Annotated in this window: 19 protein-coding genes; 5 read left to right on the top strand and 14 right to left on the bottom strand. The window is 33.0% G+C overall.

The features are described from left to right. The first annotated feature begins 4 nt into the window (after window positions 1–4). Window positions 5–646: a protein-L-isoaspartate(D-aspartate) O-methyltransferase gene (locus AB3G36_RS12750; protein ID WP_367753329.1), complete on the top strand. Its 642-nt coding sequence runs from the start codon at window positions 5–7 to the stop codon at window positions 644–646. A gap of 133 nt (window positions 647–779) precedes the next feature. Here AB3G36_RS12750 and AB3G36_RS12745 read toward each other — a convergent pair whose 3' ends face one another. Both AB3G36_RS12745 and smpB read right to left on the bottom strand, forming a co-directional pair. Continuing rightward, window positions 780–1,832, bottom strand: coding sequence for a Fic family protein (locus AB3G36_RS12745; RefSeq protein ID WP_367753327.1), 1,053 nt, complete (start codon window positions 1,830–1,832; stop codon window positions 780–782). Between the two features lie 102 nt (window positions 1,833–1,934). Beyond that, window positions 1,935–2,387 carry an SsrA-binding protein SmpB gene (gene smpB, locus AB3G36_RS12740; protein ID WP_367753325.1) on the bottom strand — a complete coding sequence of 151 codons (453 nt, stop codon included), beginning with the start codon at window positions 2,385–2,387 and terminating at the stop codon, window positions 1,935–1,937. A 70-nt stretch (window positions 2,388–2,457) separates the two neighbouring features. Here smpB and AB3G36_RS12735 point away from each other — a divergent pair, with 70 nt between their 5' ends. Next, window positions 2,458–2,676, top strand: coding sequence for a VF530 family DNA-binding protein (locus AB3G36_RS12735; protein WP_367753323.1), 219 nt, complete (start codon window positions 2,458–2,460; stop codon window positions 2,674–2,676). A gap of 9 nt (window positions 2,677–2,685) precedes the next feature. On the opposite strand, the gene AB3G36_RS12730 is transcribed toward AB3G36_RS12735, so the two are convergent. The 3 genes from AB3G36_RS12730 to AB3G36_RS12720 form a co-directional block, all read right to left on the bottom strand. Then, window positions 2,686–3,237 carry a DUF3575 domain-containing protein gene (locus tag AB3G36_RS12730; protein ID WP_367753321.1) on the bottom strand — a complete coding sequence of 184 codons (552 nt, stop codon included), beginning with the start codon at window positions 3,235–3,237 and terminating at the stop codon, window positions 2,686–2,688. Between the two features lie 110 nt (window positions 3,238–3,347). After that, entirely contained in the window at window positions 3,348–3,899 is a 552-nt protein-coding gene (locus AB3G36_RS12725) for a GNAT family N-acetyltransferase (RefSeq protein ID WP_367753319.1), read from the bottom strand. 18 nt (window positions 3,900–3,917) lie between these two features. Next, entirely contained in the window at window positions 3,918–4,766 is an 849-nt protein-coding gene (locus AB3G36_RS12720; protein ID WP_367753317.1) for an aldose 1-epimerase family protein, read from the bottom strand. 179 nt (window positions 4,767–4,945) lie between these two features. Between AB3G36_RS12720 and AB3G36_RS12715 the strand changes: the two genes are divergently transcribed. Continuing rightward, complete coding sequence (locus tag AB3G36_RS12715; protein ID WP_367757933.1) at window positions 4,946–7,213, top strand: M1 family metallopeptidase; 2,268 nt, start codon at window positions 4,946–4,948, stop codon at window positions 7,211–7,213. Between the two features lie 78 nt (window positions 7,214–7,291). On the opposite strand, the gene AB3G36_RS12710 is transcribed toward AB3G36_RS12715, so the two are convergent. Together AB3G36_RS12710 and AB3G36_RS12705 are read right to left on the bottom strand one after the other, a co-directional pair. Next, a complete protein-coding gene (locus tag AB3G36_RS12710; protein WP_367753315.1) occupies window positions 7,292–8,335 on the bottom strand; it encodes an agmatine/peptidylarginine deiminase in 1,044 nt (347 codons plus the stop codon). Between the two features lie 2 nt (window positions 8,336–8,337). Then, the gene (locus AB3G36_RS12705; protein ID WP_367753313.1) at window positions 8,338–9,225 is read right to left on the bottom strand and encodes a carbon-nitrogen hydrolase; all 888 of its coding nucleotides are present in this window, start codon (window positions 9,223–9,225) and stop codon (window positions 8,338–8,340) included. Between the two features lie 183 nt (window positions 9,226–9,408). On the opposite strand from AB3G36_RS12705, the gene AB3G36_RS12700 reads away from it, so the two are divergent. Then, window positions 9,409–9,690 (top strand): hypothetical protein, encoded by a 282-nt coding sequence (locus AB3G36_RS12700; RefSeq protein ID WP_367753311.1) that lies wholly within the window; start codon window positions 9,409–9,411, stop codon window positions 9,688–9,690. A gap of 89 nt (window positions 9,691–9,779) precedes the next feature. Here AB3G36_RS12700 and AB3G36_RS12695 read toward each other — a convergent pair whose 3' ends face one another. The 4 genes from AB3G36_RS12695 to clpB form a co-directional block, all read right to left on the bottom strand. Beyond that, window positions 9,780–10,169 carry a DUF2809 domain-containing protein gene (locus AB3G36_RS12695; RefSeq protein WP_367753309.1) on the bottom strand — a complete coding sequence of 130 codons (390 nt, stop codon included), beginning with the start codon at window positions 10,167–10,169 and terminating at the stop codon, window positions 9,780–9,782. Between the two features lie 109 nt (window positions 10,170–10,278). Continuing rightward, on the bottom strand, window positions 10,279–11,559 hold the full coding sequence (locus AB3G36_RS12690) for a M24 family metallopeptidase (protein ID WP_367753307.1): 1,281 nt from the start codon (window positions 11,557–11,559) through the stop codon (window positions 10,279–10,281). Between the two features lie 202 nt (window positions 11,560–11,761). Continuing rightward, the gene (locus AB3G36_RS12685) at window positions 11,762–12,850 is read right to left on the bottom strand and encodes a PAS domain S-box protein (protein ID WP_367753305.1); all 1,089 of its coding nucleotides are present in this window, start codon (window positions 12,848–12,850) and stop codon (window positions 11,762–11,764) included. Window positions 12,851–13,373: 523 nt separating this feature from the next. Beyond that, a complete protein-coding gene (clpB, locus tag AB3G36_RS12680; protein ID WP_367753303.1) occupies window positions 13,374–15,980 on the bottom strand; it encodes an ATP-dependent chaperone ClpB in 2,607 nt (868 codons plus the stop codon). Window positions 15,981–16,138: 158 nt separating this feature from the next. Between clpB and ytxJ the strand changes: the two genes are divergently transcribed. Further along, window positions 16,139–16,528 carry a bacillithiol system redox-active protein YtxJ gene (ytxJ, locus tag AB3G36_RS12675; RefSeq protein WP_367753301.1) on the top strand — a complete coding sequence of 130 codons (390 nt, stop codon included), beginning with the start codon at window positions 16,139–16,141 and terminating at the stop codon, window positions 16,526–16,528. A gap of 81 nt (window positions 16,529–16,609) precedes the next feature. On the opposite strand, the gene AB3G36_RS12670 is transcribed toward ytxJ, so the two are convergent. The 3 genes from AB3G36_RS12670 to argH form a co-directional block, all read right to left on the bottom strand. Beyond that, window positions 16,610–17,773: a hypothetical protein gene (locus AB3G36_RS12670; RefSeq protein WP_367753299.1), complete on the bottom strand. Its 1,164-nt coding sequence runs from the start codon at window positions 17,771–17,773 to the stop codon at window positions 16,610–16,612. Continuing rightward, window positions 17,754–18,752, bottom strand: coding sequence for a DUF2157 domain-containing protein (locus tag AB3G36_RS12665; protein WP_367753297.1), 999 nt, complete (start codon window positions 18,750–18,752; stop codon window positions 17,754–17,756). The genes AB3G36_RS12670 and AB3G36_RS12665 overlap by 20 nt, the downstream gene beginning before the upstream one ends. 143 nt (window positions 18,753–18,895) lie before the next feature. Next, the gene (gene argH / locus AB3G36_RS12660) at window positions 18,896–20,176 is read right to left on the bottom strand and encodes an argininosuccinate lyase (RefSeq protein WP_367753295.1); all 1,281 of its coding nucleotides are present in this window, start codon (window positions 20,174–20,176) and stop codon (window positions 18,896–18,898) included. Window positions 20,177–20,332 lie beyond the last annotated feature (156 nt).

Here is a 20,332-nt window from a genome sequence, read left to right as displayed (position 1 = left end):
AAGTTTGAAAGATACAGGTAAACATCAAGGACTTCGAAACCAATTAGTAAGTGTTTTACAAGAAAAAGGAATAACAGATAAAAATGTTTTGGATGCTATTAAAAAGATCCCGAGACATCTTTTTTTGAATTCTAGCTTTGAAGATTATGCGTACCAAGACAAGGCATTTCCTATAGGTGCGGGGCAAACTATTTCGCAACCTTATACCGTTGCATTTCAATCGCAATTGTTAGAAATTCAAAAAGATCATAAAGTTTTAGAAATTGGTACTGGTTCAGGGTATCAAACTGCTGTTTTATATTTGATGGGCGCTAAAGTATATAGTGTAGAGCGCCAAAATGAATTATTTAAGCAAACATCAACCTTGTTGCCTAAGTTAGGTATTCGTCCCAAGCATCTTTCTTTTGGCGATGGGTATAAAGGATTACCAAGTTATGCTCCATTTGACAGTATTATTGTTACAGCTGGTGCACCATTTATTCCAAAACCATTAATGGCGCAATTAAAAATAGGAGGGAGATTGGTTATTCCTTTGGGAGATGATGTGCAAATTATGACTTTGCTTATTCGTAAAAATGAAACTCAGTTTGAGAAACATGAATTGGGAGAGTTCCGATTTGTTCCTTTATTAGAAGATAAAAATTAAAACACTCCCGTTTTCTTTTTGAAATTATACTGCGAGGTTGCAAGCAGATTTTTTATTCTTTTACAGTTCTCTGTTTTCTCTTTGTGAATCTTTGCGAAACGATACTAAATATCGGCATTGCTATCAAAAAAGTTTATTGCGCTATGATACCAATATAACGCTCCAAACTTTCCTTTTCTATTTGCGCAATAAACAATAAGAAATCTTCTTTGTTGTTTTGGGTTTGTGCCGTTTCTAGGGATTGATAATAATGCATACGGTTTTCATAATCTCCTTTAATATTGGCAATAACATAACCATGTTGCAATAAAATTAAGTTCATGACCAAGCGTGAAGTTCTGCCATTTCCATCAATAAAAGGATGGATGGTAACTAAGCGTTCGTGCATTTCGGCAGCTAAGACGATGGGATGTAGGCTGTTTTTGTGAGTCTCATACCAAATATAGAAATCTTCCATGTTTTTGGCTACCATATCGGGTTGGAAAGGCATATAACTACTTCCTTTAATCATTACCTGAACTTTTCTATAACGACCAGCGTCTTCGGATTGAATTCCTCTCAGAATCAAATTATGAATTGATAAAACCTCACGCTCGTTAAGAGTGTTGTTTTTCTCCATTAACTGTTTAATGTAAGCAATAGCCTCTTGATGATTAATGGCTTCAAGGTGCTCGCGCATACTTTTTCCAGAAATGGTTAATCCTTCGTTGATGACTAAATCAGTCTCGCGAAGCGTGAGAGTATTCCCTTCTATGCGATTACTTTCAAAAGTATATTCCAATTCTAAAGCTTGTGCAATTCTAAAACTATCAAATTGACGAAATTTATCTAGTTTAATTTTTAAAGCATCAATTTCATTTAAAATTTTTTCTAACGTTTTTGAGATTTTTTGATTAGGTACCGTTGTTCTAATATATTTTAATTCGTCTTCGGCTTCTTTTAATGCTTTAAGGGCAAAAGTTTCTTCGCCAATTTCATAGAGAATTTTTTCTTTTAACCAGGCAATCATTAAAGTTTCATAATCAATTTCAAGAATAGAAGCCAATTTGATAATTTGTTCTTTAGTTGGTTTGCGTACGCCACTTTCAAACTTACTTACTAAAGCTTGGTCAATACCCATTAATTGCGCTAATTCTCTTGTTTTTAGTGCTTTTTTTTCTCTTCCGTTTTTTAATAAGGTCTTCATAAACTAAAAATGTATTTAATTGTCTTGACAAATTTAGTCATTTTTTTAAAGTAAAAAAAAAGTTTTTAAATTTGTTTATTGTATTAAAATGTAGAAAGATCTTTAGAATGCCTTTTTAATACGATCTAAATCACGTTTAGTATCTTGTTCTTTTAAAGATTCCCTTTTGTCATATGTTTTCTTACCACGACAAAGACCAATTTCAAGTTTGGCTATTCCTTTTTCGTTGGTAAATAATTTTAAAGGAACTATCGTAAGTCCTTTGGCTTGAACAGATCTAGCCAAACTTTTCAACTCTCTCTTATTAAGTAAAAGCTTGCGTTCACTTCTCGCTTTATGATTGAATTGGTTTCCAAAAGTATATTCTTCAATATAAGTATTAATTGCAAAAAGCTCTGTGCCACTAAATTCACAAAAACTTTCGGTAATATTTGCTTTTCCAAGACGTATTGATTTAATTTCAGTACCAGCCAAGACAATTCCAGCAGTAAATTTTTCGATTATTTCGTAATCAAATCGAGCTCTTTTATTAAGTATGTTGATAGTTTTTAGCATAGGATGACAAATGTAGCAACAAATGTATGAATCAGCAATTTTTTTTATAAAATTGGCATAAATTTGCAATATGGAAAAGCAACAATCAAAAGATCCACTTCACGGAATCACCCTAAAAACTATTTTAGAAAAACTCGTTGATTATTATGGTTTTGATACTTTGGGTGAGTTAATTAAAATTAAATGTTTCAACGAAAATCCAAGTATAAAATCGAGTCTTACTTTTTTAAGAAAAACTGATTGGGCTCGAAAACAAGTAGAAGATTTATTTGTAAAAAAATATAACTAAATTTAAAAATTAATTTAATTTATAAGAAATCATCACGCCACCTCTATAAGGAAGCCACTCCCCGCTTTTATTATAATGTTGTGCTGTTTCATATCGTTCGCCAGTACTAATTAAGTATCCTTTATAAAAACCTTGATGCCAACCACCTCCTAGGAAACAATCTAAGTAAAACTTATCATTTATCTTAGCTTTGTAACCAATTGTTGAACCAAGAAAGTAACCTTTACCTATTTCGTATTTATCGGTATTTATATAATTCCACTTTTGAAAATTATATTTACTAGCCCCAATATGAGCCCCAATATAAAAACCATTATTTTGCTCCTTAAAATGATATCTAAATTCAGTTGTAAATGTGTAAAATTGCCTCGGTATATTATTGATAGATTTCCATGGTAAAGCTAAAACGTCTACTTCAATCGTAGTTTTTTTTCCAATACTTGTTTCTATACCTACGTTCGGTGCAGTTAATAAAGTAGTAAAAGCATTAGCTTTAATATATGTCTGACTTTGAGATTGAATTGAAAAAATTAGAATTATAAAAAAAAATATTCTTTTCATAAGATGAAATGTATTGTGTGTTATTATTAATTAATGGCATTGAGTTTAAGTACAAAAATAAAATATTGTAACCAATTTACTATATTTATTACAATTAAAAATTGATTTACTTATGATTTATTTAAAAGTGAATAGATGACAGTATCTAAAAAACGACCTTCATAAAATTGATTTTCTATAAAATGAGCTTCTTTCTTAAAACCACTTTTTAGGAGGACCTTTTCAGAGGCAGCATTATTTGGATCAATTACAGCTTCAATAGTGTGTAGTTTCATTTCGTTAAAACCATATTCTAAAATTTTTTTTAATGCTTCTGGAATAAAACCTTTTCCATGATGATCAGGATGTAAAATATAACCCACTTCAGCTCGATAATTTTGAGGTTGGATTCTATAATGACCAATAATTCCAATAAGTTTGGAGCTGTTTTTTAAAGTAATAGCCCAATTAATTCCTTCATTTTTATCAATGGTTGCATCTATAGTAGCTATATGTTCTAAAGCATCTTCATTTGTTTTTGCTAGAGGTCTCGGGATGTATTTCATTATTTCTTTATCAGAACGTAAGTAAAAAATTTCTTTGACATCACTTTTTACTACTCGTCTTAAAATTAAACGTTCTGTTTCAAGATTTGGAAATGGATTGAAATTTATAGTTAACATATTGTTTATAGTATTTATTTAAAGAATTTCGATGCTGAATTGGGAATTAAATATTGCTTTAGGCTCTAGAATTTGGATTCCCTCTTTTTCCAATATATTACCTGTACTTTCGATAGAATCCGAATATCCAAACCAAGGCTCAATGCAAAGAAAAGGGGCATTGTTTTTTGTCCAAATTCCTAAATGTGGAAAATCTTCATAGTGCATTCGTATCAAAGGTTTTTGATGTTCAAAAATGGTCAAATAATTTGATTTTAAAGTTTTGAAAATTAAGGCATCATTTTCGAATAGTGGATAGTTTAATGCCACTTTATTTTCAATTGTCGAAAGTGTTTTTGTATTATTCGAAATCAAATCATTTTCCAATAAGTTATACACTAATGGTTCTTCAATTTCAAATTCCATACTATAGTTTTCAAATGCTCCTGGCAAGGCTAAAGCAGGGTGCGCGCCTATTGAAAATGGCATTAGTACATTTCCTTTATTGATTACTTTGTATTGGATATGTAAATTATTATCTTCTAAAGTATAAATTATTTGAAGTTCAAAATCAAAAGGATATACTTTTAATGTTTCTTCATTAGATTGTATAGAAAAAATAGCGCTACTTTCTTTTTTATCTATTAATTTAAATTCAGTATCTCTTGCAAAACCATGACGTGATAGTTGGTATGAAATAGTATTATAAGTGTACGTATTATTTTTTAATGTTCCAACAATTGGAAATAGAACAGGGGAGTGCTTACCCCAGAATGCTGGATTTCCTTCCCAGATATATTCTTTCCTATTCGATACTAGTGAAAATAATTCAGCTCCAATAGTATTAATTTTAGCAGTTAAATTTGAATTAAGAAGTGTTACAGTCAAAATTTTATTTTTTACGTGATTTAATAATTACTGTAAATATATTTTATAATTTTATTTTAAACTAGGATTTGAGCTAATTGTAATTTTAATAAAATTTTCATAATTTTTGATTAAACCATTGAATTTAATTCATGGATAAGCTTTTTTTTCATTTATTTGCTTTACTAATAGTCAAAAACATGAAAAACATTCGGTTCAAGGCCATCTTCCAATTGGCTTTATTATTGGGGATTTCGTCCCTATCGGCACAACAAGTTCCAGCAACTACATCAACTGCTCCAATTTCAAATTACAATTATCATGATGCTTTTGCACCATTTTTTTATTCGAAAAATGGAACAACGACCCGTTCTGCTAGTGGTCAACCTGGTGCTGAGTATTGGCAAAACAGAGCAGATTATGTTTTGACTGCTAAATTGAATGAAAACAAAAACGAGATTGTAGGTACAGATATTATTACTTATACGAATAATAGTCCAGACAAAATGTCTTTTGTTTGGATGAATGTGGATCAAAATTTATTTAAAGCTGATTCACGTGGTAATTCTGTTGTACCACTTACTGGAAGTCGTAACGGAGCTCAAGGTGAGGTTTTTGATGGAGGTCATAAAATTAAATCGGTAACGATTGTAAATACTGTAAAAGGAAAAGTTACAGAAGTAGAAGCTAAGTTTTTAATTACAGATACAAGAATGCAAGTTTTTCTTCCGCAGGAATTAAAAGCAAAAGGTGGGTCAGTAAAAATTAAAATAGATTTCTCTTATATCTCTCCTAAAGAAGGATCGGATAGAACAGGCGTTTTGGAAACTAAAAATGGTAAGATTTTTACAATTGCACAATGGTATCCGCGTATGTGCGTGTATGATGATGTAAGAGGATGGAATACGAATCCATATTTAGGGGCATCTGAGTTTTACTTGGAATATGGAGATTTTGATGTAAATATTACAGCTCCAGCAAATCATATTGTGGTATGTTCTGGGGAATTAGTAAATCCAACGGCAGTTTATTCAGCGACAGAGCAATCAAGATTAGCACAAGCAAAACAAAGCGATAAAACGGTTTTTATTCGTACTGCTGATGAAGTTGCTACAACATCAAGTGCTCCCGCGACTGCAACGAAAACATGGCATTATAAATTAAAAAATGCTAGAGATATGTCTTGGGCATCATCGGCAGCATTTATTTTAGATGGAGCCAAAATTAATTTACCAAGCGGTAAAAAATCTTTAGCATTATCTGCTTATCCAGTTGAAAGTGCAGGAAATGATGCTTATGGTCGTTCGACAGAATTTGTAAAAGGATCTATAGAAAACTATTCTAAAAGATGGTTCGAGTATTCATATCCTGTAGCAACTAACGTTGCTGGAAATGAAGGAGGAATGGAATATCCAGGAATTGTTTTTTGTGGATGGGAATCTAAAGGAGAAGATTTATGGGGCGTTACTGATCATGAATTTGGTCACAACTGGTTTCCTATGATTGTAGGTTCAAACGAACGTTTATTTGGATGGATGGATGAAGGGTTTAACACTTTTATCAATTCATTGAGCTCTGTTGATTTCAATAATGGAGAGTATAAAACGGAAGATTCTGATATGCATAAATTAGCCAATAGATATACGGATTCTAATTTAGAAGTAATTATGAGTTCACCTGATAATATGAAAGAAGCTAATATTGGTCTTTTGTGTTATTCAAAGCCGAGCTCTGGTTTAGTTATTTTAAGAGAGCAAGTTTTAGGGCAGGAACGTTTTGATTTGGCTTTCCGTACTTATGTAGAACGTTGGGCTTTTAAACACCCTACTCCAGATGATTTCTTTAGAACAATGGAGAATGTTGCTGGTGAGGATTTAAGTTGGTTTTGGAGAGGTTGGTTTGTGAATAACTGGAAATTTGATCAAGGAATTAATTCTATTAAATATGTAAAAAATGACCCAAAACAAGGGGTTGTTATTACAGTGGAGAATTTTGAAAAAATGCCAATGCCAATCGTTTTGGATATAAAAACTAAAAGTGGTAAAGTGGATAGAGTAAAATTGCCTGTAGAAGTTTGGCAGAAAAATACCACTTGGTCATTTAAACATAATTCGACTGAAGAAATCGAAAGCATTACTTTAGATCCAGATCATGTTTTTCCTGATAATAATGAAGGAAATAATGTGTGGAAATCAGGTTCAGGAGTTGTTGAAAAAGATGTTATTTTAGATGGTTATTTAGGAACATATTCTAATACAAAAGCACCAATTAAAATTACTTTTACAGAAAAGAATTCGGTTCTTAGTGCGTTAATTACTAATTATCCTCAGTTCTCTGTAGAGCCTATTGGAAAAGATTTATTTGAATCTAAAAGAGCAGGTCTTAAATTCCAGTTTAATGAAGATAAAACAGGATTTGATATGATTATCAGTGAAACTCAAAAAATCCCTTTTACAAAGGATAAATAATAGCTTACAATGTATAGCATACAAAAACACCAGCAAATTTGCTGGTGTTTTTTATTAGAAGAATAATCAGATGCTATTTTAAGCTGGAATTTGCTGACTTAAGCAATGCAATGTTCCAAAACCCCATATAAAGTCTATAGCACTAATCCCAATAATTTCTCTATCCGGGAAACATTCAGCTAAAATATTCAATGCTTTGCGATCGTTAACATCGTTAAATGTAGGAACCAAAACACATTTGTTTAAAATTAAGAAATTAGCGTAACTCGCAGGCAATCTTAAATCTTCAAAATCAATACGTTTAGGCATTGGTAAAGCAACAATAACAGGTGATTTACCGTTTTCTAGTTTGGCATTTTGTAAACGTTTCAAATTGTCTTGCAACGGCTCATAATTAGGATCCTCAGGGTCTGTTTCTACAATAGTTACAATAGTATCTTCGTTGATAAAACGGCACAAATCATCGATATGCCCGTGGGTATCATCTCCTTCAATACCATTCCCTAACCAAATCACATTGGTAATGCCTAAGTATTCCTTGAAAACAGCTTCGTAATCGACTTTAGTAAAACCAGGGTTACGAACTTGAATGTCAGGATGCATCAAGCATTCTTCTGAAGTTAATAAAGTCCCTTTTCCATTACTATCAATTGCACCTCCTTCAACTATTACAGGCCTTCCTTTGTACATCACTTGCGTAAGTGGCATATCTAGAAAATTAGCAACCCTTTCAGGAACGTGTTTGTCTAATTGAAAATTTTTATATTTTGCCCAACCGTTAAAATTGAAATTCAATGCTTCTCTTTTATCTCCGTTTTTAACAACTATAGGACCAGAGTCACGCATCCAACTTCTATTTGTTTTTTGGATAATGAAAGAGATATTATTTAAGTCTACTCTTGCCATTTCTAGCATTTCGGTCACTTTGTCTTTTAGCTTTTCATCTATGACTACTAAGAAAACCGTTTCATAAGTAGCCACTTTTTTAATGAATTCAACAAAAGCCCATTGAACGGCTTCATATTTTCCTGGCCAATCTCTTCCGTTATGTGGAAAACAAAGTAATATGCCTTGTTGATTTTCCCATTCTGCAGGAAAACGTCTGTTATTTGTAGTACTCATATTTAGTCGATTGCTCTTTTAGTAATATCTCCAAAAGCGTCAATGCGTCTGTCTCTAAAAAATGGCCAGTTCTGACGTACATTTTCTTGTAAGTCAAGATCAACATCGGCAATTAAGATTTCTTCTTTGTCGTGTGAGGCTTGCGCCAAAATTTCTCCTTGTGGTCCGGCAATAAATGAAGATCCCCAAAATTGAATTCCTGCCGTATCTGGCAAGTATTGTTCTAGTCCGATTCTATTTGCAGCAGCTACATAAACGCCATTTGCAACAGCATGTCCTTTCATCACGCTCATCCAAGCACCGTGTTGGTTGACACCATATTCGTCTTTTTCGGCTGGATGCCATCCAATAGCGGTAGGATAAAATAAAACCTCAGCACCTTGAAGCGCCGTTAAACGAGCGGCTTCTGGATACCATTGATCCCAACAAATTAGTGTTCCAATTTTTCCTTTTTTAGTCGGAATTGTTTTGAAACCTAAATCACCTGGCGTAAAGTAGAATTTTTCATAAAAATGAGGATCATCTGGAATATGCATTTTGCGATACAATCCTGCTTCTGATCCGTCTGTGTCAATGATGTAAGCGCTATTGTGGTATATGCCAGCCATTCTTTTTTCGAAGAAAGGAACAATGATTACAACACCTAACTCTTTTGCCAAAGCACTAAAAGCAATAAATGAAGTACTATACAATGGTTCTGCTAAAGCAAAATTATCAACATCTTCACTTTGACAGAAATAATGACTGCTGTATAATTCTGGTAACGAAATTACTTCCGCACCTTGATTGGCTGCATCACGAACCCAGCTTAAACATTTTTTCAAGTTGTTTTCGGCAACATCGTTAAGGTTTAATTGAATTACGGCTATTTTGTATTTTTTATTTGGCATCAGATAAATTTTAGAGTACAAAAATAGGAATTTATGTGACTATTAAAAAGACGTTTGTTAAAATAGTAATAACAATGTATGGAGAAAGGAAATGTATTTTATATTTGTATTACTAATTAAAACCCTATTAAAATAGCATTGCCAATAAATTAAAACTACTGATTAATAAAAACCCCAATAATTATGACTAGTGATTTTGAAACCATCGAAAAAGAAAGCATCCATTCTTTAAAATTCCCTCATATTGAAGTATTAGAAGACGATGTTGCAATCAAGCAAAGAAAAAATGATTTGGAACGTGCGCTTTCTTTAGGGAATTTAGAACATTCAAAAATCCAAATTTACTTCGAAGACAGCAACTCTAAAAAAATGGTAGAAACAACAGTTTGGGCACTAACTGATGAAAGTGTCGTTTTAAAGCAAGGTGTTGAAATTCCCATTAATAGAATTTTTAGGATATTATAATCATAGATAAAATAAAGTGCGATTATTATGAATCAACACTTTGATTAATCTTAACTGTGGAATCGCATTTTTGGTTTGCCTGAGGACTATTATCTAATTGTTTCGATATCCTTTTTTAGTACATATTTCTCTACCACAATAACGATAATTAAACCTATCAAATAGGTTAATAAATCAATCCAAGAGAAGGAAGTTCCTATTACTGTTCGTGCTATTTTAGAATTTTCTAAATGTAAGGTCTTGACAATATTTAGATATTGAAGAAACTCTATTGAAAAAGAGAAAATCAATACAAATAGCACGGCTGGTAAAACGCCTAATTTTAAAAATGATTTAATAAAACAATAGATTAAAATTACTACCAAAACATCCCCAAGATAAGGTCTTACAAAATTGTCATGTACAAAAACAGCAATTATAACTTCAATTACAAAAAGTAGAATAGTAACTCCAAAGTAGTTTTTGTTAAATTGTAGCATGATTCATTTATAATATTTTTTACGGGCTGTGTCCTACTATTTATCTTTTTAATTAAAGTAGTTTTCTTTACTTTTTTATTTGATATGGTCTTTGCTATTTAGGGCGTTATTATCCAAATGGTTCATTAATAGATTTACTCGGTTGAGAAAACCATTTTGGGCCGTCTTCGGTCATATAAACACAATCTTCAAGTCTTACACCAAATTCACCTACAATAGAAATTGTAGGTTCTATACTGAAACACATTCCAGGTTCCAATAGTTCTTTATTGCCTTTTAGCATATTCCCCCATTCATGACCATCTAGACCTATACCATGACCTGTACGATGCGGTAATCCCGGTAATTTATACTCAGGACCCAAACCTGCATCAGTGAGTACTTTACGAGCAGCTGCATCAACAGCACCGCAAGGCTCTCCAATTTTTGCGGCAGCAAATCCTGCAATTAGAGCTTGCTTTTCAAGAGACCATATTTCTTGCTGGCGTTTGCTTGGTTCAGCTCCAAAAACAATAGTACGGGTAATATCTGAATTATATCCTTCTACCAGACAGCCACAATCCATTAATACAATATCTCCTTTTTTTAAAACTTCTGGATGCTTGGATCCATGCGGAAAAGCAGAAGACTTCCCAAATAAGCATAAAGCAAATTCTGGATTGCCACCCAATTGTTTTTGCGCAGACATAATCATGGCCGAAAGGTCATTTTGCGTCATTCCTTCTTTTAAAAGGCTTACACTGTGCTTTATTGCTGCAAGGGTAATATCATTTGCCTTTTGCATCAGCTTTATTTCAGCTGGAGATTTTATTTTGCGGCAAGCTACAGTAACTGGGTCACCACTTACATAATTGAGGTGAGAAGCCTCTTTTCGTATGCCATCAGCAATGAAGAAACGGGTTTGCTCTTCAATAGCAATATTTCCGGTCGTGATGCCTGAATCCTTAAATGCGGAAACAATAAGTTGGTAAGGACTTTCGTCTTCTTGCCAAGCATATACTTTTTTTCCAATAATTATCTGTTCTCGTAAGCGATCTTCTTCAAAAGCAGGACAAATATATTTAATGTCTCCTTTTGCAGGAATAATTGCCAGCATTGTTCTTTCACTAGGCCACCAGTTGATACCAGTAAAGTATTTTAGTCCAGTGCCCGCATCAAGTACCAATGCTTGCATGTTGTTTTCGGTAAGTAGGCGTTGTGCTTTTTTTATCCTTTCTTCTCTTTCTGCAACAGTAATAGGAACTACATCGTCAGTCATTGGTTTTAAGATAGTGTCTGATGTAACAGTCTCTTTTTTTTGATTTTCATCTAAGGAATTAAAGCCAGTTATAATTCCAGCTGTTAAAGCTATACCTGAAAGGTTGATGAAATCTCTTCTTTTAATAGTCATAATTATAGATTTTCAGATAAATTTGTTTTTCGAAAGCTTTCGTAACTTTAGTTGTTATATAAGTTTTAAAAACAAATATTTTTTAGATTAAACGAGAATACAAACTTAATCTTACAGAATTTGTAAATCATTGAGTAAGCTTTGAATTCATATATGAGGTTTTGGTTTTATCTCTAAATTAGGAAAAGAGTTTAATTGTTTTTTAGTCTTTAAATGTTATTGTGAATTTTGCGCCTTCGTTTATTTTACTTTCTACTTCAATCCGACCACCTAGATTAGTGATGTGATTATAAATCAAATATAAGCCGATACCATTACTATCAATATGATTGTGGAATTTTTGATGCAATCCAAATATTTTATCACGGACTATATCCATGTCAAAACCCAATCCATTATCGGAATAAATTAACTGACTTTTTCCATTTTCTTTTGTAGAAGTAATAGAAATAGAAGGGAAAGTATCTGGTTTTGAATATTTTATTGAATTTGTGATTAAGTTTAAGAATATGCTTTTGAGGTATTCTTTATTGAAATTAATAGTAGGAACTGCTTCAAAATCAATAGCTATTTTAATTTTAGACTCTTTTATTAAAGAGTCTATAGAAAGTAATACTTGCTTTAAATTTTCTTTTAAACTTAATTCTTCAATTGAAGCATTTAACTCATCTTTTTGAATTAATTCATCTACGGATTTTTTTAAAGTTTGGCTTAAACGTTCTGTTGTTGTTTTTAGGATCGTTATAAATTCAAGGGTCTCTTCATCATTAATTTTAGAAATATCAATAAGATCAAATACCGATAGTAAATTATTTACGGGAGATTTTAAGTCATGCGAGGTAGTATAGGATAAATGTTTGAGGTCTTTATTAATTTTTGTCAAATTTGCAAGGAGTATATTTCGCTCTTCTTCAATTCTTTTTTTATGAGTAATGTTTTTGGCAATGGCATATACTAATTTTTCATCTTCAACTGGCATCGAAGTCCAAGATAACCATACCAGCTCCCCAGTTTTGGTTAAGTATCTATTTTCGAAATTTAACAGCGCTTTATTTTTATACACTTGTTCTCTCGTTTCGATTGTCATTTTAAGATCTGGTGCATAAACAAATGTATGTATGGGTCTAGCATACAATTCCTCATCGGTGTACCCTAATAATTCTGAGACAGCGGGATTTATTCTTTTAAAATAACCATCAAATCCGGCAATACAAATTAGATCAGCTGAAATATTAAAAAAATTATCAAAATGATATTCCGTATCTGAAGTAGGATTTTTATTTATTTTCATTGCGTTTGAAAATTAGACTAATTGGGATTTTAGGCCAATAATTATTAAATGAATTGTTTTTATTAAGCAAATGGTACTTTTTCAAATTTAGCAAATAATTATTTACAATATAAGTGAAACTATAATTTAAATTAACAAAATGAGGTTGCTTTTATATTTATCACTTTAGTTAGCCACGTTCAAAATGCTACTACTCATTTTCTAATTTAGGCAAGTACTCGTAGGAAACAAGTTCCAGATAATTGAGACAAACGTGAACCAGTGGGGTTATTTTTTTTGTGGTCACGGGCGGAACGCTCCGGTAAGCACATTAATATATATAATTTACTTCAAATTATGAAAATAGCTCGTTCTTTCTAGCCCTGATGGAGGCAGCATCCTCGAAGTGCAACGGAGAGATACAGCCGACAGCAGGAGGGAGGGTTTTTATGGAAAACACTAGTTCTGCTCCTATAAAAATAATGAATAAAAAAACACCAGCCTTGTGACTGGTGTTTTCTTACTACAAAAAAACTATAAATAATTATTCTACTAATTCGGATTGATTTCTAAAAACCAATTGACCATCAAAAGCATCCAATAGTATGATACTATCAGTAGCTATTTTACCAGCCAAAATTTCTTTGGACAGGGTGTTCAACACATCTCGTTGAATCACACGTTTTACTGGGCGGGCTCCAAATTGGGGATCGAAACCTTTCTCAGCTAAATAAGCAATAGCTTCGGGTGTGGCGTCCATAGTGATGCCTTGTAGGGCCAACATTTTGGTCACTGATTTCAGTTGTAAACTCACAATTTTAGTGATATTGGCACTTGTTAAAGGGGTAAACATTACGATTTCATCGATACGGTTGATGAATTCTGGGCGTACGGTTTGTTTCAATAAACCTAAAACTTCTACTTTGGCAGCCTCAGTAGCGGCTTCCATACTTCCTTTTAGATTTTCGAATTTTTCTTGTATGATCTGACTACCCATATTAGAAGTCATGATAATAATGGTGTTTTTGAAATCGGCCAAACGTCCTTTGTTATCTGTTAAACGTCCTTCATCTAATACTTGTAGCAAGATGTTGAACGTGTCAGGATGTGCTTTTTCAATCTCATCCAATAGAATCACAGAATACGGTTTTCTACGCACGGCTTCGGTCAATTGACCGCCTTCATCATAACCTACATATCCTGGAGGCGCACCTACTAAACGGCTCACACTGTGGCGTTCTTGGTATTCACTCATATCAATGCGCGTCATGGCGTTTTCATCATCAAACAAGTATTCAGCTAAGGCTTTCGCCAATTCGGTTTTTCCTACACCTGTTGTTCCCAAGAATAGAAAAGTTCCTACTGGTTTTTTCATGTCTTGCAATCCGGCACGAGAACGACGTACGGCATCACTCACGGCTTCAATCGCTTCTTCTTGTCCTACCACACGACGGTGTAGCTCTTCTTCTAGATGCAATAGTTTTTCGCGTTCTCCTTGTAGCATTTTCATCACTGGAATTCCAGTCCATTTAGCCACTACTTCGGCAATATCTTCGCGAGTTACTTCTTCTTTGATTAGAGAACTTCCACCAGCTTGGTTTTCGACTAATTCTTTATGTAAGACATCGAGACGCTCTTGGGCTTCTTTGATTTTTCCGTAACGAATTTCGGCTACTTTACCGTAATCACCATCACGCTCAGCACGTTCTGCTTCATATTTGTAATCTTCAATTTCCGTTTTGATTGCCTGCACATTATCAACTACATCTTTCTCTGATTTCCATTTGGCATAGATTTTATTGCGCTCTTCTTTTAGGTTGGCTAAATCCATTCCTAAGGTTTTGAGCTTGGTCTCGTCTTTTTCTCTTTTGATGGCTTCGATTTCGATTTCAAGTTGCATCACTTTTCGATCTAAAACATCCAGTTCTTCTGGTTTTGAATTGATTTCCATTCGGATTTTAGAAGCGGCCTCATCCATTAAATCAATCGCTTTGTCTGGAAGAAAACGATTGGTAATATAACGTTGTGATAATTCGACCGCAGCAATAATAGCCTCGTCTTTTATCTGTACTTTATGATGTGTTTCGTATTTTTCCTTGATACCACGAAGGATAGAAATAGCACTTTCGGTATCGGGTTCTTCGATGATAATTTTCTGGAAACGACGTTCTAAGGCTTTGTCTTTTTCAAAATATTTTTGGTATTCGTCTAATGTCGTTGCACCAATGGCTCTTAATTCTCCACGAGCCAAAGCTGGTTTCAAAATATTAGCAGCATCCATAGCACCTTCGCCACCACCTGCACCTACAAGGGTATGTATCTCATCAATAAAAAGCACAATGTCACCTTCGGCAGCAGTGACTTCTTTCACAACCGCTTTAAGGCGTTCCTCAAATTCTCCTTTGAATTTGGCTCCCGCTATCAGCGCTCCCATATCTAGTGAGAAAACTATCTTGTCTTTCAGATTATCAGGAACATCGCCATCCACAATACGGTGCGCTAAACCTTCGGCAATTGCAGTTTTACCAACTCCAGGTTCACCAACCAACATGGGGTTATTTTTAGTTCGACGCGTAAGAATTTGTAATACACGTCTAATTTCTTCGTCCCGACCAATAACTGGATCTAGTTTACCTGCTTTGGCTAATTCATTTAGGTTTTTAGCGTATTTATTCAATGAGTTATACGTTTCTTCCGCTGATGCTGAAGTAACTCTTTCTCCTTTACGTAGTTCGTCAATGGCTGCTTTCAATCCTTTTTCGGTTACACCTTGATCTTTTAAGATTTGGGAAACTTTGCTTCTAGAACCAAAAATAGCCAAAATTAAATGCTCAATAGAAACGAATTCATCGTTCATTTTCTTAGCAATAATCTCCGCTTCATTTAGTGCCGTATTTGCATCTCTCGAAAGCATCACTTCACCGCCCGAAACTTTAGGGAAGCTCTGGATTGTACTATCTAATATTTGTATGAATAATGGAACATTTACATTTAGTTTTTTCAAAATAAAAGGTGCTACATTTTCATCGACTTCAAAGATGGCTTTGAAAATGTGTTCGTTCTCTATTTGTTGCTGTCCAAAGCTTTGAGCCAATTGTTGCGATTGCTGTATGGCTTCTTGCGATTTTATGGTAAATTTATTTATGTTCATGATTTTATTGTTTTTGTAGTTATATAATTATAGTTAATTGATAACTTTGCAGACAGATCTTCAATTTATATTCCATTACAATATTATAGACAAAATGGCGTATAAAATATGATTTTTATCATAAAAACCAGTCAAAATGACTGCATTAACGACAAATTATGAGTTTTTTTAAAAATATTTTTAGTGGTTCAGAGAACCAAAATGATTCTAGTAGCAAAATGGACTGGAATAACTTAACTGATTTGGGGCAGTTGAACGAAATAATGACACTTTCAAATGAAAAGCCAGTGGCTATTTTTAAACACAGTACACGTTGTAGTGTAAGCAGAATGGCATTGAAACAGTTTGAAAATGAGTTTGATAGCTCAGATAAAGTTACGCCATATTTTTTAGATTTAATAGCGTATCGTGAAGTTTCTAATGAAATTGCGAATCGTTTTGGAGTACAACATCAATCTCCTCAGTTGCTACTTATAAAAGATGGAAAAGCGATTTATAATGCTTCTCACAGTGATATTGACGCTACAGTTTTGAAGACTAAAGTATAATCCTGAAAGTTTAAAATAAGGCCACGAATTCACGAATTAAAATCTTTATAATTCGTGAATTCGTGGCTTTATTTTTTGTTTTTAAAAGTTGCCTGACGATCCGCCACCACTAAAACCACCACCACCAAATTCTATATTGGATTCTTGATTAATTTCGGGTTTTAATCCCAGTTGAGAAGTAATTAAAGCTTCAGCATTCATAAATGCATTTTTTGTACTAAAACGATCTGGTTGGAATGTGATTCCTGTAGTATTATTTTTTAATTTTTTTATCGAAAAATAAGTAAAGGCAAACAATACTAATCCGCCAATGGTTAAGACTGTTTCAATAGGCAAAATAGCGTAATAGAAGCGTATAGTGTAAAAAGAAAAGCATAGTGCTAGTAATCCAATCCAAAGCATGATTTGGTCCTTTATTAAAAAAGAGTACACCACATAGCCAATAGGAACAATAAACGTAAACGCATAAAACAAAACAGCAAAAGGAATATCACTATTTGGAGCAATACCCACACCAAGTAATGCTACTGAAAGTTCCCTAACTACTAGATAATTTCCCGATAGGTAAAATAAAATAAGACTAAAGCTATAGGCTAATTGAATTCCTTTGTAGTAGTAAAAGGTTTTTAAATTTTCCAAAACCTTTTTGCTATAAAGATAAATGCCTGCAGAAAAAAGCATCATTACAAATGGTAAAATCGTTTTACCCATGACGCCAAACTCAAATAGGGTATAAACCAATGTCGAAGTTCCCGCTATACAAAACAGAAATACCATTGATAAATGAAGATAACGAAGGTAACTCAATAATGAAGTAATAGTAAGAATCGAGGCAATTACTAATCCGTTTCCATTTGTTGAAATTCCTATGGCTATTGCCAAAGTTAATTGGGAGCCAATCAAAAAGGCATCGTCAAGACCATGTCCATAATATTTTTGCTTGGTTAAAATTTCCGTTCCTACAAAACCTATAATAGTATAGATAAAAAGAAGAACTTTATAATTTTCAGTAAGTGCTTGAAGGAGAATTAAAGAAATAAATCCACAAATAGAAGAATATAAAAAACTGCCAAGTATAAAAAAACCAATGCGTACAAGGATGTTAGTATTACTTTTTAATATAATTAATTCTTTTACTATCAAGTTGTATTGTTCTTTGCTTATAAAGCCAGCATTTTTCAAAGAATGTGCTTCTTCAACTAAAGATACATTCTCTAATTCGGTTTTATCGTATTGTATCATCATTGCTGTTTTTATTGAATTTTTTAATAAGTCGGATAAATAAAATTATAGAACCAATGAAATAAAAGGGAGCTAGATATAATAGTGGAATTAGAAAATCAGAGATATTTGCTATATCAATAAGTTTAAAAATAAAAATATTGATACCTACGTAAGCATATATAATGGTGAAGACGAATAAAGAAACAGATTTAACTTCATAGCTTGATTTATAAAAATAATAAGATGAGGCTAGTAATAGAAATCCAAATATTCCCCAATACGGATTGAATAAATTATTGATGCAAGAAATACTGATTAGGTGTAAGGCAAATGTTAAATAGATTAAAGTAAAATGGGTTTTTAATGCAATCTTATTACTGTAAATGGACCATAGAACTAATATAACTCCTAAACCTATTGCCGAATAACTTAATGTAGTTGTTTCGTAAAAACTATTGTTTAGTAATGATTGTGGACTTACAGATAAACCGATATATGCAGCTAATCCTGTAATAGCAATAGATAAGATGCTTTTATTATCAAAATAATAAGCGCAAAAGAGTCCGATTGCTGTGGGAATTAATGTTGCTAATCCATAATGAGTACCAAAAGCAGTGTACTGAAATTGTAGATATCCTATGAAAATACAACTCAATAGTACAGCAGTAAGAATTAAGTAGTCAAATAGTGGATTTTCAAAATTAGTTTCTTGTTTTTTAAATCCTATCGTGTTTTTAAAACTGAAATAAAAACAAATTGCTGTTACTATCAATAATAAGGAGAGAATTGCGATATGGCCACTGGTATCAATGTTTTCATAAATTAAAATACCAATTCCCGAGGTAAATAGTAAAACAGATAAGTATAAGGAGAATTTTAATTCTGAATGCAATGAAAATATATTTAAATCTCGGTGAACAGTAATTTCTTTGAATTGCTCCTCTGGTATTAAATTTTTTTCAAAAAGTCTATTTGTGGCGTTTTCTTCAAATTTTCCCATACGAATCGTTTAAAATTACTTTTATAAATATATAGTTATTTTTTTAACATTTAGCATTATGATATTTTGAGGTTTAAAATAGGGAATAAAAAAACGCACTGTGATTTACAGTGCGTTGTGTTTTTTAAATAGTTTTCCAGTTTTTAGAAAGCCTGATTCATTTTTTCTTTTATTTCAGCCAAACATAAGTTGTTTATACTTCCTTCGTGCGTGTGTTTGGTTTCTTTTGGAGAAGTGTAAGTTCCATTTTCCAGTTGCTCAGCAACCGCTTTGTATGCATCTCTAAATGGCATTCCAGCAACCACCATTTCGTTTAAGGTATCAACAGTAAATAAGTAGTTGTATTTTGGATCTGCTAGAATGTTGTCTTTTACTTTGATGTCTTTGATAGAAAAAATCGCAATATCCAAACAGGCCTGTAAATTTTGAATGGCAGGGAACAATCCCTCTTTTAATAATTGTAAATCACGGTGGTAACCACTAGGTAGATTATTTGTAATTAAAGTAATTTCATAAGGTAAGGCTTGGATTTTATTGCATTTTCCACGAATCAACTCAAATACATCAGGGTTTTTCTTGTGTGGCATAATGCTCGAACCTGTAGTTAAATGCGCTGGTAAACCAATGAAATCAAAGTTTTGACTCATGTACAAACATACATCCATGGAGAATTTAGCCAGAGTTGCTGCCACGCTGCTCATGGCAAAAGCCAATGTTTTTTCTGATTTTCCACGACTCATTTGAGCGGCAACCGAATTGTATTTTAGGGTTTCGAATCCTAGTTCTTTGGTTGTGAATGTTCTATTGATAGGAAAGGAGCTTCCGTAACCTGCAGCGGAACCTAACGGATTTTGGTCTACCACTTTTAGAGCGGCATTCAACATTGTGATATCGTCAATCAAGGTTTCTGCATAAGCGGAAAACCACATCCCAAATGACGATGGCATAGCAATTTGTAAATGCGTATAGCCTGGTAACAATACTTGTTGGTATTTCTCAGCCGATTCCATTAGCAAATCAAAAAGCGATTTTACTTGCTGTTTTAGTTCGATGACAACATCTTTTAAATACAAGTTAACATCAACCAAAACTTGGTCATTACGAGAACGAGCGGTATGGATTTTTTTACCAGCATCACCTAGTTTTGCTGTCAGTAAATATTCAATTTTGGAGTGTACATCTTCAAATGAATCTTCGATAACGAAATTTCCTTGAGCAACATCTGCAATGATTTCGTTTAAAGCATCTACTAAAGAATCAGTTTCAGTGGTGGTTAATAAACCAATGTTTCCTAACATTTTAGCATGAGCAATAGATCCTAAAGCATCGTATTTTGCCAAAACTAAATCCAGTTCTCTGTCGTTTCCAACAGTGAATTGTTCTATTTGTTTATCAGTTGGTATTCCTTTTTCCCAAAGTTTCATATTGTTTTTTTGTTTCAGGTTTAATGTGTCAAGTTTATGGTTAAAACTTAAATAGTATTTTTGTTGTTTATTAAGATCTTCTAGCCCTGATAGTAGCGACATTCTTTTCCTGCTTTTTTTAAGCAGGGAAAGATATAGCGGATAGCAGGAAATAGC

It is taken from the genome of Flavobacterium sp. WC2430 (assembly GCF_040822075.1).
In the GTDB taxonomy this organism is placed as follows: Bacteria; Bacteroidota; Bacteroidia; order Flavobacteriales; family Flavobacteriaceae; genus Flavobacterium.
The sequence above is the reverse complement of the archived record's forward strand: the minus strand, read 5'-3'. Positions and strand labels throughout refer to the sequence as shown.